Here is a 13,320-nt window from a genome sequence, read left to right on the forward strand (position 1 = left end):
GGACGGAGGGGCCATGCGGATCGGCGAACTGGCACGGCGGACCGGGGTCAGCGAGCGCTCCCTGCGCTACTACGAGACCCAGGGACTGCTGAAGGCCGAGCGGACGCCCGGCGGGCACCGGGACTACCCGGAGGCCGCCGTGGACCGGGTGATCCGGATCCAGGAACTGTTCGCGGCCGGTCTGCACAGCAGCCGGATCGCCCAGCTGCTGCCCTGCATGCGGGACGCCGACGGCGGGCCGTCCGCCATCGCCACACCCCGGCTGGTCGACGACCTCACCGCGGAACGCGCCCGCATCGACCGCATGATCGCCGACCTGCTGCGGTCCCGGGAGACCCTCGACGAGGTCATCGAGGCGGCCCAGGGGCGGTGAGCCGGGCGGGATGACGCGGGGCCGCGGTCTGCGGGGCGGCGGGGTACCCCCGAACGCCCCGTCCACCGGGTCGCGGCCACCCGCCCGTGCGACGGTGGCCGCACAGTCATCGCCGCGCACGTACGGAGCCCCGTCATGGCCGAACTCCAGGACGACCTGCACACCGCCCCCGAGGCCGGCGAACTCGGCGACCTGCCGCTGGACACGCCGTTCCCACCCGAGCCGTACGCCCCGCTCCCGGAACCGGACCCCGACGCCGCCCCGCTGGAACGCGCGTACGCCCTGCTGGAGACGCACCCCGTGGCGGACGGCTACAGCGGGCTGCCGTGGGCCCTGCGCCACCTGCCCTGGTACGACCTGGAGCTGGGGGAGAGCGCCGTCGACACCGACGTACCCCGGCTGCGGAAGGGCCGTGTCGGGGCGCTGTTCTGCTCCCTGCACCTGCCCGAGGGGCTGGCCGCGAACCGCGCGGTGGCCGCGACGCTGGAGCAGCTCGACCTGGTGCGCACGGTGGTCGCCGGGTATCCCGAGCACCTGCGGCCGGCCCGCACCGCCGGGGAGGTCGTCGACGCCCACCACTGCGGCCGCGCCGCCGTGCTGCTCGGCCCGGCCACCGCCGCCGCCCTCGACGACTCCCTCGGCCTGCTGCGCGTGCTGCACGGGCTCGGCCTCAGAGTGCTCACCCTCACGGGCACCTCCTGGGCGAGCGAGGCCGGGCTGACCCGGTTCGGGGACGCGGTGGTCCGCGAGATGAACCGGCTAGGGGTGCTCGCCGATCTCTCCGGGGCCTCGGAGGCCACCGTCCGCCGCGTTCTCGCCACCTCCCGCGCGCCCGTGCTGGCCACCCGCTCCGCCGCCCGCGCCTGCGCCCCCACCCCGCCAACCTGCCCGACGACCTGCTCGTCGAGCTGGGCGCCGCGAAGGGGCTGTGCATGGTGCCGCTGACCGCCGAGCAGACCGGCCCGACGATCCGCGACGTCGCCGACCACCTCGACCACGTCCGCACCCTGGCCGGCCCCGAGTGCGTCGGCCTCTCCGGCACCTACGACGCGGGCTGCGCCCACCCCCAGGAACTGAGCGACGCCTCCTGCTACCCGCACCTGATCGCCGAGCTGCTGCGGCGCGGCTGGACCGAACCCGACCTGTCCCTGCTGACCTGGGGGAACGTCCAGCGGGTGCTGCGCGCCGCGGACTCCACGGCACGGACCGAGCAGGCCCGCCGCGAGCCGGCGACGGCACGGATCACGGAGCTGGACGGCTGAGCGGCCAGGGCGTCCTCGAGACCTGGGTGTGCTCGATCCGGCAGAGGCAGAACGGGTGCCCCGCCGGGTCGGCGTAGACCCGGAAGTCCTTCGACTCGTAGTCCTCCGAGTCCAGGACCCGGGTGCCGAGGGCCAGCCCCCGCTTCTCGGCCGCGTCGACCTCCTCCCAGGTGGATCCGGCGTCGAGGTCGAGGTGGAACTGCTGGGCGTTGCGGTCGGCGCGCGGCCACTCCGGCGGCCGCAGGCCGGGCGCCGTCTGGAACGCCAGCCGCGGCCCGCCGGGGACCTGGAGCACCACCCAGTCCGGGTCGGACTCCTCCGGTTCGCCGCCGACGATCCCGGCGTGGAAGCGGGCGAGCGCGCGCGGGCCGGGACAGTCGAGGACGACGGAACGGAAACGGGCGGCGGGCGTCACGGTCACCTCCGGAATCGGCCGGTCAGCGGGATCAGCCGGCGCAGAGGCAGAACGGGTGCCCCACCGGGTCGGCGTACACCCGCCAGGTCCGTGAGCGGTCCTCCGCGTCCAGCACGGTCGCGCCCAGCGCCAGCACGGCCTGCTCGGCCGCGTCCAGGTCCTCGACGTCCAGGTCCAGGTGGAACTGCTGCGAGGCGTCCGGGGACGGCCACTTCGGCGGTACGTAGCCGGGGGCGGCCTGGAAGGCCAGCTTCTGCCCGTCCGGCACCGTCAGGTCGACCCACTCCTCGTCGCCGTCCTGCTGCACCTCCACGGTGCCGCCCAGCACCTCGGCGTAGAAACCGGCCAGCTTGCGCGGGTCCGGACAGTCCAGGACGACGACACCCAGCTTGGCGATGGCCATGACTTCCTCCTCGTCGGAGATACGAGTGGTGTACCCGGTCACCCGGTTACCCGTAGAGCCGGGTAACCGGTAACGGTTACCTCATGCTCCCGCATAGCGGGTAACGTCGCAAGCATGAGTGAGAGACAGGCCGCGCCCGGTGGTCTCGCCCTGGTCGAGGCCCTGGTCAACACCATCGACCTGGAGTCGGGGCGGGACGCCCTCGACACGGCCGAGGTGCGGGAGCGGTTCGGGATCGCGGAGGGCGATCTTGACGCCGTACGGGAACTGCGCGAGTCGCTGCGCGCCACCTGTCTCGCGCACGCCGGGCATCCGCCGCACCGCCCGGTCACCCCGCTCGGGGACCTGCTGGCGCGGGCGCCGCTGTACGTCGCCGTCGACCCGCAGGACGGCTCGGCCCGGCTCGCGCCCGCCGACGACGGCCCGCTGCTCTCCCGGATCGCCGCGGCCGTGGCGCAGTCGCTCACCGAGGGCACCTGGCAACGGCTCAAGGCGTGCGAACTGCCCGAATGCCACTGGGCGTACTACGACCGCAGCCCCGCCGGACGCGGGCGCTGGTGCTCCATGTCGGTGTGCGGGGCGCGCGTCAAGATGCGGCGCTACCGTGCGAAGGGTGCGTGAGAAACGCAGAGTTGGTGCAGAATGCGACAGGACGCCGGTTCGGCCGACTGAGCCTCGGCCGAACCGGCGTCGCCGGTGAGTCCTGAGCGCTTACGCGGTCGGGCGGCCCATCGCCCGGTACGTCCACCCGGCCCGCCGCCACAGATCCGGGTCGAGGGCGTTGCGGCCGTCCAGGATCACCCGGGCCGCCGCCACCTCGCCGAGGGCCTCCGGGTCCAGCTCGCGGAACTCCCGCCACTCGGTCAGATGCAGGACGACGTCCGCGCCGCGCGCCGCCTCCACCGCGGACTCGGCGTAGCCGAGCGTGGGGAAGACCCGGCGGGCGTTCTCCATGCCCTTCGGGTCGTAGACCGTGACCTGGCCGCCCTGGAGGTGGATCTGCCCGGCCACGTTCAGCGCGGGCGAGTCCCGGACGTCGTCCGAGTCCGGCTTGAAGGTCGCGCCCAGCACCGCCACCCGCTTGCCCAGGAACGGGCCGCCGCCCAGCGCCTGCCGGGCCAGCTCCACCATCTGGCCGCGCTGGCGCATGTTGATCGAGTCGATCTCGCGCAGGAACGTCAGCGCCTGGTCGGCGCCCAGCTCGCCGGCGCGCGCCATGAACGCGCGGATGTCCTTCGGCAGACAGCCGCCGCCGAAGCCGATGCCCGCGCGCAGGAACTTGCGGCCGATCCGCTCGTCGTAGCCGATCGCCTCGGCCAGCTTGGCGACGTCGCCGCCCGCGGCCTCGCAGACCTCCGCCATCGCGTTGATGAAGGAGATCTTGGTGGCGAGGAAGGAGTTCGCCGACGTCTTCACCAGCTCCGCGGTCGGGAAGTCGGTGACCACGAACGGCGTGCCCTCGCCGACCGGCGTGGCGTACACCTCGCGCAGCAGCTTCTCCGCCCGGTCGCTGCGCACGCCGACCACGATCCGGTCGGGGTGCAGGGTGTCCTCGACGGCGAAGCCCTCACGCAGGAACTCCGGGTTCCAGGCCAGCTCGGCGTCCCCGCCGGCCGGCGCGTGCTCGGCCAGGTAGGCGGCGAGCCGGTCCGCGGAGCCGACCGGCACCGTGGACTTGCCGACGACCAGGGCGGGCCCGGTCAGGTGCGGGGCGAGGGAGGCGAAGGCGGCGTCGACGTACGACATGTCGCAGGCGTACTCGCCGTGCCGCTGCGGAGTGTTCACGCAGACGAAGTGCACATCGCCGAAGGCCCCGGCCTCGGCCCAGTCCATGGTGAAGCGCAGCCGCCCGGTCGAGCCCTCGATCCCGGCGACGTGCTTGCGCAGCAGCTCGTCGAGGCCCGGCTCGTACATCGGGGTCTCGCCCCGCCTCAGCATCTCGATCTTCTCGGGCACCACGTCCAGGCCCAACACCTCGAACCCCAGCTCGGCCATGGCCGCGGCGTGCGTGGCGCCGAGATAGCCGGTGCCGATCACGGTGATCTTGAGGGCCATGCGTGCTCCTGGGGTACGGCGGTGATGCGGAGCCCGAGCATAGTCGGGCCGCTCGCCGGGCACCTTTCCCGTGTCTTATTCGTCTGTCTCTGTGCCTCGCCCGTCTCGGCGCTTGTCGCCAAGCTCACGTACCCCTGCTGTGGGCAGGGCCCTAAAATTTGTGTTACTTAACGGTAATTAGCGTCCTTGGAGCGTGAGTGACCTTGGCCGGATCGGCTGACTTCGACCTGTACCGCCCGTCCGAGGAGCACGACATGCTCCGCGACGCCGTCCGCTCGCTGGCCGAGGCGAAGATCGCGCCGCACGCCGCCGCCGTGGACGAGGACGCGCGGTTCCCGCAGGAGGCGCACGACGCGCTGGTCGCCAACGATCTGCACGCCGTGCACGTACCCGAGTCGTACGGCGGCGCGGGCGCCGACGCCCTGGCCACCGTCATCGTGATCGAGGAGGTGGCCCGCGTCTGCGCGTCCTCCTCGCTGATCCCCGCGGTGAACAAGCTGGGCTCGCTCCCCGTGATCCTCTCCGGCTCCGAGGAGCTGAAGAAGAAGTACATGACGCCGCTCGCCAAGGGCGACGGCATGTTCTCGTACTGCCTCTCCGAGCCCGACGCGGGCTCCGACGCGGCCGGCATGAAGACCCGCGCGGTCCGCGACGGCGACCACTGGGTCCTCAACGGCGTGAAGCGCTGGATCACCAACGCGGGCGTGTCGGAGTACTACACGGTGATGGCCGTGACGGACCCGTCGAAGCGCTCGAAGGGCATCTCCGCGTTCGTCGTCGAGAAGTCCGACGAGGGCGTCTCCTTCGGCGCCCCCGAGAAGAAGCTCGGCATCAAGGGCTCCCCGACCCGCGAGGTCTACCTCGACAACGTCCGCATCCCCGCCGACCGCATGATCGGCGAGGAGGGCACCGGCTTCGCCACGGCGATGAAGACGCTGGACCACACCCGCATCACCATCGCCGCCCAGGCCCTCGGCATCGCCCAGGGCGCCCTCGACTACGCCAAGGGCTACGTCCAGGAGCGCAAGCAGTTCGGCAAGCCGATCGCCGACTTCCAGGGCATCCAGTTCATGCTCGCCGACATGGCCATGAAGATCTCGGCCGCCCGCGCCCTGACCTACCAGGCCGCCGCCGCCTCCGAGCGCGGCGACGCCGACCTCACCTACCTCGGCGCCGCGGCCAAGTGCTTCGCCTCCGACGTGGCCATGGAGGTCACCACGGACGCCGTCCAGCTCCTCGGCGGCTACGGCTACACCCGTGACTACCCGGTGGAGCGCATGATGCGCGACGCCAAGATCACCCAGATTTATGAGGGCACCAACCAGGTCCAGCGCATCGTGATGGCGCGCAACCTGCCGTAGTCACCGCCCCGGCGGAACGAAGCGTCCCTGGCCCGCGCCGCGCCGGGCCCGGGACGTCTCAGTCCTTGGTCCCCCACACCCAGGGGAAACCGAAACCGTAGGCGCGGTCCATCGCCTCCTGCACCGACTGCTGCTCCGTGCCGGAGAACCAGCGCACCTCCCTGCGGACCGTCAGCCCCTTCGGGCCCGACGTGGCCAGGGCGATCGCGCAGCCGGTGGCGCCGCCCGGGGAGTCGTCGAGCGCGATGCGGAAGGTCCCGGAAGGCGCGGTGACCGTGGCGACCGCGCCCAGCCGGCGGAAGTCCACCGCGCCCTCGTAGACGTACACGTAGAACAGCAGCTGCCGGAAGCTCTCCCGCCGTCCCAGGTCGACCCGGACCGTCTCCCCGTCCGAGGACGCGCCGCTGCGGTCGTCCTGGTCGAGCTGCACGTACGGCCACCCGGTCAGCGAGCCGAACGCGTTGCCCAGCGGCTGCACGGCGATGCCCGACCCGTCGGCGAACGACACCAGGCACCCCAGATCAAGGTCCGCCTCCGTCGCCACCGACCAGTTGAGGTTCACCTGGAGGATGCCGCGCCCCGCGACCTGGGCCTGCGGTGCCGCCCTGGTCAGCAGGGTGTCCGGGCGGGCCGAGGCGCGCTCCGGGCGGTCCGGGCCGGCCGCCGGTCTCACCGGTTTCAGCCGGATGGTGCCTCGCGGACGGTTGTCGTCGGCCAACGCCCCCTCCTCATCCGCCACTTGACGCGCGATGCGGTTCTTCGAGTCTATGCGAAGCCCTGGGGGTCTGGAGTACGCTCGGTGGCCCTGGTCACACGTCGGGTGCGTGTGACCGGTCGGGGGAGCCAGGCAGGTCGTACGGTGGGGAGCCGCGACCGCCACCGTCACGCGCCCCCGTGCACGTCGTGTCATGGGGGGTGGGAATGCCCGCTGACGTCCTGCTGGATCGCCAGGTGGTCGCGCGAAGCGTCAGGGAGATGGCGGAACGGCCGGGTCTCGAACCACGCAGGGGCGAACTGACCGCGCTCGCGGACGCCCTCGCGGACCAGGACCCCACCGCGCTCGAACCCTGGACCGAACTGGACCTGATCACCGCCTACGCGCGGCCGGAGAGCCTGCGCCGGACCGACGCGCGGCAGACGGAACACAAGGCCTGGACCTACGTCGAGGCGGCACTGGGCGCGCTCGTCTTCCTGCCGCTGATGGTGACCTGGTACGGCCTGACCCGGGCGTCCAGCGCCTACGAGGCCCTGACCGGGGCCGACCCGAAGGCGGCCGCCCGGCCGTTCCTGCAGCTGTGGCAGTCCGGCTTCGAGGGACACCTCACCGGCGCGTTCACGTTCGGCCACGTCGCGATGAGCGCCACGGCGGCCATCGGGGTGCTGTTCGCCCTCGTCCTGGTGCACGGGCTTCGCCGGGCCGCCGTCACCCGGCGGGAGGAGGCAGCCGAGCGGGCCGACGAGGACCTCATGGCCCAGCTCGTCCCCGTACTGACCCGCGCCCAGCTGGTCCTGAACGGGCATCGGCTCAGCTCGCCGCAGCGGTTCTCCGCCGAACTCACCCAGGCGGCCGCCACCCTCAACAAGCTGGGCGGCAAGGCCGTCCGGGCCCAGAAGGACCTCACCTCGGCGGCCGGGATCGTCGGCGACGCCGTCCAGGCGGCGGAACGCAGGCTCGCCGAGGTCGACGAGTCCGTGCAGCCGCTGACCGCCGCCGTCGCCCGGATCGAGACCGCGGTCAGCGAGAACGGGACACGGGTCGGCACCGCCCTCGGCGACGTCAAGGGCACGCACGGCGAGATACGGCTCGCCGTGGAGAGCGTCGGGGAACGGGTGGAGGAGTCGGTGACCGTGCTGGCGGCCTCCCAGCGCGCGTACACCACGGGCCTGGAGGTGACCACCGACGTCGTGGCCCAGCTGCTCGGCCGGCTCGGCGACATCACCGAGAGCACGGCACGTGCCGTCGAGGAGTCGCAGCGGGCGGCCCGCGAGCTGGGCGCCCAGACCGGCGCCCTGCGCGGCGCGGCTGAGAGCTTCACACGGCTCGCGGACGAGATGCGGGCCGCGGACGAGATGCGGCTCGCGAACCGGACCGGCGGCGGCCGGGACGACCGGCCGGCCGGACATCCCGCCGACCGCGCGCCGACGCCGACGCCGATGCCGGTGACCGGTGAACCCGTGCCGACGGCCGGTGCAGCCGCCCCGGTGACCGGTGGGACGGACACCGAGGACCCCGGTGAACCGCGGCGGAACGTCCCGACGTCCCTGACCAAGGCCCGATGAAGCGCCGCGGGTTCCAGCCGCTGCACCTCGCGGGCTGGCTCTTCGCCGACCTGCTGCTGGTGCTCGCGCTGGTGGCCATGGGCGACCAGGGCGACCCCCAGGCCGCGCGGGCCGCCGACTCCGCATCGCCGTCCCCGTCGGCCACCGCGACGGGGAAGCCCGGCAAGCCCCGGCACAAGGGCCCCCGGGCCGTGGTCCGCACCCCCGTCAAGGTGGCCGTCGACGCGGCCCCCGGCGACAAGGACGCCATGGTGCGGGGCCTGCGCGAGGCGACCGAGCGGTACACGGGACGGCAGGCCGCGTTCGTGCTGACCTTCGGGCGCCACCCCGACCCGGGAGCGGGCGGCGACTACGCCCACCAGATCAACAGCCTGCTGAAGAAGGCACGCCCCGACATGTTCCGGGACGCCACCACCCGCGACTTCTGGAAGGGCGGGGCCGCCACGGGCCACGCCGACCTCGAAATCTACTTCTACACGTACTGACCCGCCCGCACCGCCGGAGGTACCAGACCTTGCAGATCCTTCCCTTCTACCTGCTCTGCGACGAATCCGGCTCGATGATCGGAGAGTCGATCGACTCCATCAATCGAGCGCTGCCGGACCTGCACCACGAGATCAGCACCAACCCGTCCGTCGCCGACAAGACGCGCTTCTGCCTCATCGGCTTCTCCGACACCGCCACCGTCCTGCAACCGCTCGTGGACCTCAGCGACATCGAGGAGGTGCCGGCTCTCGCCGCAGGCGGGCTCACCTCGTACGGCGAGGCGTTCCGTACGCTCAGGCAGTGCATCGAGACCGACGTGGCCGCGCTGAAGGCGCAGGGGCACGAGGTGTACCGCCCGGTCGCGTTCTTCCTCTCGGACGGCATACCGACCGACGACAACTGGGAGCAGGCGTACAAGGAGCTGAGCCAGTCCCGGTTCTGCCCGAAGATCATCGCGTTCGGCATCGGCGAGGCGGAGGAGGCCACGATCGGGCAGGTCGCGAACTTCCGGGCTTTCATGCAGCAGGACTCCAGCGTCTCCCCGGCCCAGGCACTGCGGGAGTTCGCCTCCAGCCTCACCCGGTCGATCGTCCGGTCCGCCGCCAGCATCTCGGCGGACGGCGGCAGCGGCTTCACGCTGGCCGTGGACGACACGGTTCCGGGGTTCTCCACCGTCTCCCTGGACAAGCTGTGACCGCGGCCGTCCACGCCGGCGGTCGACACGAGAACGGAGCGCGGTGCACGTGAACGCCGAAGACACCCCACCCCGTCCGGGCGCGCACGACCCGCTGGCCGAGACCTGGCAGAGCGTCGACCAGATCGTCTCGAGCCAGGGCCGATCGGCCCCCGGCCGGGTACCGCCACCCGCCGCCGAAGCCCGGCTCACGCCACCGGCACCGGACCCGTACCCGCAGCCCTACGGCGCGGCTGCCGGGCAGCACGTGCCGACGCCGCCGGTACTGGTGCAGCACCCGCCGACGCCGACACCGACGCAGGACGTATCCGCGCCCCCGGCACCCCCGCAGTCCTACGGCGTCGCCGCCCCGCAGCACCCGTCCGCACCGCCGGAGGTGGCACCCGCGCCCGAGGCGCCTCCGCAGTCCTACGGCGCCGTGGCCGGGCAGCACCCGCTCGCCCCGCCGGCACCGGTGCCGCACCCGTCCGCGCCCCCGGCACCACCGCAGGTCGCACCCATGCCCGAGGCGCCCCCGCAGTCCTGCAGCGCGGCTGCCGGGCAGCACCCGCTCGCCCCGCCGGCACCGGCGCAGCACCCGTCCGCACCCCCGGCGCCGGCCCAGGACGTACCCACGGCCGCACCCCCGCACGACGTACCCCTGCCACCGGCACCCTCACAGCCCGCGCCCACCCTTACCCCAGAACCCCCCACCGCCGCAGCCCCCGCCCCGCCCGACCCTCCGGAGGCGCCCGATGACGGGATTCCCGGGCTCGGGGATCCCTGGCATTCCGGGAGCAAGCCGCCGCTGTACCCGGCGGAGCCGCGCGCGGTGCCGAGGGTGCGGGTGGATCCGAGTGCCGCGCTGATCCCGGACATGGTGGTGGACGGCGCCGCGCACGAGGCGCTGACGGTGCGCGCGGCCTCCGTGCGCGGAGACTCGCACCGGTATCACGCCGAGCCGCGCCAGGACTCCCTCGCGCTGACCCGGATCGGCGAGCAGGGCGCCGACGAGCTGCTGCTGCTCGCGGTGGCGGACGGCGTCGGCTCCGCGGCCCGCTCCCACGTCGGCTCCCAGCAGGCCTGCCGGCTCGCCGCGCTCTACCTCGACACGGTCGCGGCGGAGCTGGCCGCGGCGCTGCGCGATGCCGACCCGGCCCGGTTCGCCGGGGCGGCGGACCCCGCGCTGCGGCACGTCGCCACCCTGCTCGCGCACCAGGCGCGGGAGCGGGGCGAGGACCCGGGCGCGTACTCCACCACGCTCCGGATGCTGCTCGTGCCGCTGGACCCGGCGGTCCGGGTGCGCGGCTTCCTGGCCGTGGGCGACGGCGGCACCGCGCTGCTGCGCGACGGCCGCTGGTACCTGGGCATCACGGACCCGGACCCGCACGGCGACGGGGAAGGAGCCGGGGTGATCGACACCCGTACCGCCGCGCTGCCGCACAGCCATCGCGCGCAGGTGCAGCTCATCGGCCCGGCCCAGCCCGGCGACGTGCTGGTGCTGTGCACCGACGGCCTGTCCACCCCGCTGGCCGGCGACGCCGGCATGCGCGACTTCCTCGCCCGCGCCTGGGGTTCCGGGCCGGTGCCCGCTCCGGCGGACTTCCTGTGGCAGTTCCAGTACCGGGTGAAGTCGTACGACGACGACCGCACCGCCGTCGTCCTGTGGGAGACCCCGGAGACCCCGTCATGAGCGCCGACGACGGTGCCGACGTCCCGCTCGGCGGCCTGAACCTGAAGGACCGCATCGGGGACGGCGGCCAGGGTGAGGTGTTCGACGTCGCCGGGCCGGGACGGCTCCTGTACAAGAGCTACCGGGAGCCCCACAAGGCCGACGGCGGTGTGCTCGCGGACCTGGTGGCGCTGCGCCAGCAGCTCGGCGGCGCCGAACGGGACCGGCTGGACCGGGAGACGGCGTGGCCGCTGTGCCGGGTCGTGGACGGCGGGCGGGCGACGGGGTTCCTGATGCGCCGCGCCCCGGACTCCATGACGTGGCGCACGACGCGCGGGGACACCCGGCTGATCGAGCTGTCGTACCTGCTCCGGGAGCCGAAGGCGGCCTGGCAGGCGGTGCCGCAGCCGTCGCCGGCCGAGCGTCACGCCCTGGTCGTGGCCGTGGTGGAGCTCCTCGGCTGGATGCACGCCCTCGGCCTGGTCGTGGGTGACGTGTCGCAGGCGAACGTGCTGTGGACCGTGCGGCCCGGACCGGCCGTGCACCTGCTGGACTGCGACGGCGTGCGGATGGCGGGGCGGCCACCGGTCCTGGACCAGGCGGACACCCCCGACTGGCACGACCCTCTCGCCCCGGCGGGCGCCGTCACGGTGGACAGCGACCGCTACAAGGCGGCTCTCCTGGTGGGGCGGGTGCTCGCCCAGGACGCCTACGTCGCCCCCGGCAGGCCGCTGGACCTGCTGCCCGGCGTCCTCGACGAGCGGCGGGAGACCGCGGTCCGGGCACTGTGGGAGCAGGCGGCGGGACCACGGGGGACCCGACCGCACCTCGGGCAGTGGCGTACCGCGCTGGCGGGACGGGAGACCATCAAGCTGATGGCCGCCGCGCCCGCCCCCAGACCGGCGGTGGACCGCTCGAAGTTCGACGGGCCCCGGCAGCGTGGGCGGATCAGTCTCCGTGAGTGATCCGCCGCGCGCGGCCCGGCGTCCGGTCGGTCGCCTCAGTCGCCTCGGTTGCCTCAGTTGCCGGAGACGGTGACCTTCTCGTCGTTCTTCAGCTGGTCCACCAGCGTCTCGACCTTCGTCATGTCCCACTGGAGGTTGCCGTTGGCGGCGTTGCCCGCGATCGGCATGTTCATGGACTTGCCGTCGCCGCCGCTGACGCCCTTCATCGCCCAGAACATGGACGCCAGGTCGTACAGGCCCATGTCCTTGTCGACGACGAGGGAGTCCAGGCCGGCGCCCATGGTCGGGTAGAGCTTGAACGGGTTGAGGATCGTCCCCGGCGTGGCCACCTGGCTGGCGAGGGCGTTGAGGAACTTCTGCTGGTTCTTGGTGCGGTCCAGGTCGGAGCCGGCCAGCGCGTACCGGGTGCGGACGAACGCGAGGGCCTCCTCGCCGTTCAGGGTCTGCTTGCCCTTCTCGAAGTTCGCCCCGGACTTGGTGTCCTTGATGTCCTGCGGGATGTCCATCTCGACGCCGCCGACCGCGTCCACGATGTTCGCGAAGCCGGCGAAGCCGATCTCCACGTAGTGGTCGATGTGCAGGCCGGTGTTGAACTCGACGGTGCGCACCAGCAGGGTCGGCCCGTCGATGGAGTACGCGGCGTTCAGCTTGTTCGCGCCCATCGCGGCCCGGCGCTTGCCGGACTCGGAGCCCTGGAACTCGGGGATCGTGACGTTGGAGTCACGGGGCAGCGAGATCAGCGTCGGACCGTTGTCGCCGGTGTGCAGGATCATCATCGAGTCCGTGCGCTTGCCCTCGGCGGATCCGGTGTGCAGTTCCTTCTTCTGCTCGTCGGTCATGCCCTCGCGGCTGTCGGAGCCGACGATGAGGTAGTTGGTGCCCTCGCCCTTCTCGGGCCGGTCGATCACCGTGGACAGGTCGACGTCACGGTTGAGCTTGGAGTCGGCCCAGAAGTAGGTGCCGACGGTGGTGACGATCAGCACGGTGGCGAGGGTGATCGCGGTCACCTTGATCCGGCGCCGCCAGTTCGGCGCGGGACGCGGCCCGCGCCCTCTGGGACCGTCGGGACCGGACGGCCCCTGGCCGCCGGGGGTGCCGTAGACCTGCCCGGTGTTGTAGCCGCTGTCGTACCCGCCGAAGTCGCCCTCGCCGCCGTCGACGTACGACGGCTGCCGCGGCACTCCCGGGTTGTACGGCGGGGCGGCCGGGCCCGAGGCGGGCGGCACCGCCGGGCCGCCGCGCCGCACCTGGCGCATCACGCGGGCACCTTCCGGCTGTGCGCCGGCGCTGCCGCGTCCGTAGCGCGAGCCGCGGTTGTCGTCGGACCATCCCTCGGGCCAGTCATTCATGCGCCCCAGTGTGCCGGTCGCGGCTG

General features: G+C 73.0%; 13 protein-coding genes and 1 pseudogene. 9 read left to right on the forward strand and 5 right to left on the reverse strand.

Annotated features, from left to right (window positions below):
• Positions 1 to 13 precede the first annotated feature (13 nt).
• On the forward strand, positions 14 to 373 hold the full coding sequence (locus ACSU6L_RS22275) for a MerR family transcriptional regulator (RefSeq protein ID WP_073941335.1): 360 nt from the start codon (positions 14 to 16) through the stop codon (positions 371 to 373).
• Between the two features lie 135 nt (positions 374 to 508).
• Positions 509 to 1,635, forward strand: a pseudogene (locus ACSU6L_RS22280) (dipeptidase).
• Here the strand turns inward: ACSU6L_RS22280 and ACSU6L_RS22285 are convergent.
• Positions 1,616 to 2,050, reverse strand: a complete 435-nt coding sequence (locus tag ACSU6L_RS22285; protein WP_437065008.1) for a VOC family protein — start codon at positions 2,048 to 2,050, stop codon at positions 1,616 to 1,618. The pseudogene ACSU6L_RS22280 and the gene ACSU6L_RS22285 sit on opposite strands and share 20 nt — an antisense overlap.
• A gap of 31 nt (positions 2,051 to 2,081) precedes the next feature.
• Entirely contained in the window at positions 2,082 to 2,453 is a 372-nt protein-coding gene (locus tag ACSU6L_RS22290) for a VOC family protein (protein ID WP_073941332.1), read from the reverse strand.
• Positions 2,454 to 2,567: 114 nt separating this feature from the next.
• Here ACSU6L_RS22290 and ACSU6L_RS22295 point away from each other — a divergent pair, with 114 nt between their 5' ends.
• A complete protein-coding gene (locus ACSU6L_RS22295) occupies positions 2,568 to 3,074 on the forward strand; it encodes a CGNR zinc finger domain-containing protein (RefSeq protein ID WP_437059364.1) in 507 nt (168 codons plus the stop codon).
• Positions 3,075 to 3,164: 90 nt separating this feature from the next.
• Here ACSU6L_RS22295 and ACSU6L_RS22300 read toward each other — a convergent pair whose 3' ends face one another.
• Complete coding sequence (locus ACSU6L_RS22300) at positions 3,165 to 4,508, reverse strand: UDP-glucose dehydrogenase family protein (RefSeq protein WP_437059366.1); 1,344 nt, start codon at positions 4,506 to 4,508, stop codon at positions 3,165 to 3,167.
• A 203-nt stretch (positions 4,509 to 4,711) separates the two neighbouring features.
• Between ACSU6L_RS22300 and ACSU6L_RS22305 the strand changes: the two genes are divergently transcribed.
• On the forward strand, positions 4,712 to 5,869 hold the full coding sequence (locus tag ACSU6L_RS22305) for an acyl-CoA dehydrogenase (RefSeq protein ID WP_437059368.1): 1,158 nt from the start codon (positions 4,712 to 4,714) through the stop codon (positions 5,867 to 5,869).
• Positions 5,870 to 5,927: 58 nt separating this feature from the next.
• Here the strand turns inward: ACSU6L_RS22305 and ACSU6L_RS22310 are convergent, their stop codons facing one another.
• On the reverse strand, positions 5,928 to 6,587 hold the full coding sequence (locus ACSU6L_RS22310) for a tellurium resistance protein (protein ID WP_437059370.1): 660 nt from the start codon (positions 6,585 to 6,587) through the stop codon (positions 5,928 to 5,930).
• A 203-nt stretch (positions 6,588 to 6,790) separates the two neighbouring features.
• Between ACSU6L_RS22310 and ACSU6L_RS22315 the strand changes: the two genes are divergently transcribed.
• From ACSU6L_RS22315 to ACSU6L_RS22335, 5 genes are read left to right on the forward strand one after another with little or no spacing between them, the layout of a single operon-like run.
• Entirely contained in the window at positions 6,791 to 8,149 is a 1,359-nt protein-coding gene (locus ACSU6L_RS22315; RefSeq protein ID WP_437059372.1) for a methyl-accepting chemotaxis protein, read from the forward strand.
• Entirely contained in the window at positions 8,146 to 8,634 is a 489-nt protein-coding gene (locus tag ACSU6L_RS22320; protein WP_437059374.1) for a hypothetical protein, read from the forward strand. Before ACSU6L_RS22315 ends, ACSU6L_RS22320 begins: the two co-directional genes overlap by 4 nt.
• Before the next feature lie 29 nt (positions 8,635 to 8,663).
• The gene (locus ACSU6L_RS22325; RefSeq protein ID WP_437059376.1) at positions 8,664 to 9,329 is read left to right on the forward strand and encodes a vWA domain-containing protein; all 666 of its coding nucleotides are present in this window, start codon (positions 8,664 to 8,666) and stop codon (positions 9,327 to 9,329) included.
• A 49-nt stretch (positions 9,330 to 9,378) separates the two neighbouring features.
• Positions 9,379 to 11,001: a protein phosphatase 2C domain-containing protein gene (locus ACSU6L_RS22330; protein ID WP_437059378.1), complete on the forward strand. Its 1,623-nt coding sequence runs from the start codon at positions 9,379 to 9,381 to the stop codon at positions 10,999 to 11,001.
• Positions 10,998 to 11,945 carry a hypothetical protein gene (locus tag ACSU6L_RS22335; RefSeq protein ID WP_437059380.1) on the forward strand — a complete coding sequence of 316 codons (948 nt, stop codon included), beginning with the start codon at positions 10,998 to 11,000 and terminating at the stop codon, positions 11,943 to 11,945. Before ACSU6L_RS22330 ends, ACSU6L_RS22335 begins: the two co-directional genes overlap by 4 nt.
• A 53-nt stretch (positions 11,946 to 11,998) precedes the next feature.
• Here the strand turns inward: ACSU6L_RS22335 and ACSU6L_RS22340 are convergent, their stop codons facing one another.
• Complete coding sequence (locus ACSU6L_RS22340; protein WP_437059382.1) at positions 11,999 to 13,294, reverse strand: LCP family protein; 1,296 nt, start codon at positions 13,292 to 13,294, stop codon at positions 11,999 to 12,001.
• Positions 13,295 to 13,320 lie beyond the last annotated feature (26 nt).

This window comes from Streptomyces sp. enrichment culture (genome assembly GCF_964272855.1).
Taxonomy (GTDB): Bacteria; Actinomycetota; Actinomycetes; order Streptomycetales; family Streptomycetaceae; genus Streptomyces.

Bases quoted from the DNA above. Each gene is read 5' to 3' on its own strand.
- ACSU6L_RS22335 (WP_437059380.1), top strand. From the start codon at position 10,998: ATGAGCGCCGACGACGGTGCCGACGTCCCGCTCGGCGGCCTGAACCTG.
- ACSU6L_RS22295 (WP_437059364.1), top strand. From the start codon at position 2,568: ATGAGTGAGAGACAGGCCGCGCCCGGTGGTCTCGCCCTGGTCGAGGCC.
- ACSU6L_RS22300 (WP_437059366.1), bottom strand. From the start codon at position 4,508: ATGGCCCTCAAGATCACCGTGATCGGCACCGGCTATCTCGGCGCCACG.
- ACSU6L_RS22340 (WP_437059382.1), bottom strand. From the start codon at position 13,294: ATGAATGACTGGCCCGAGGGATGGTCCGACGACAACCGCGGCTCGCGC.
- ACSU6L_RS22275 (WP_073941335.1), top strand. From the start codon at position 14: ATGCGGATCGGCGAACTGGCACGGCGGACCGGGGTCAGCGAGCGCTCC.
- ACSU6L_RS22320 (WP_437059374.1), top strand. From the start codon at position 8,146: ATGAAGCGCCGCGGGTTCCAGCCGCTGCACCTCGCGGGCTGGCTCTTC.
- ACSU6L_RS22315 (WP_437059372.1), top strand. From the start codon at position 6,791: ATGCCCGCTGACGTCCTGCTGGATCGCCAGGTGGTCGCGCGAAGCGTC.
- ACSU6L_RS22290 (WP_073941332.1), bottom strand. From the start codon at position 2,453: ATGGCCATCGCCAAGCTGGGTGTCGTCGTCCTGGACTGTCCGGACCCG.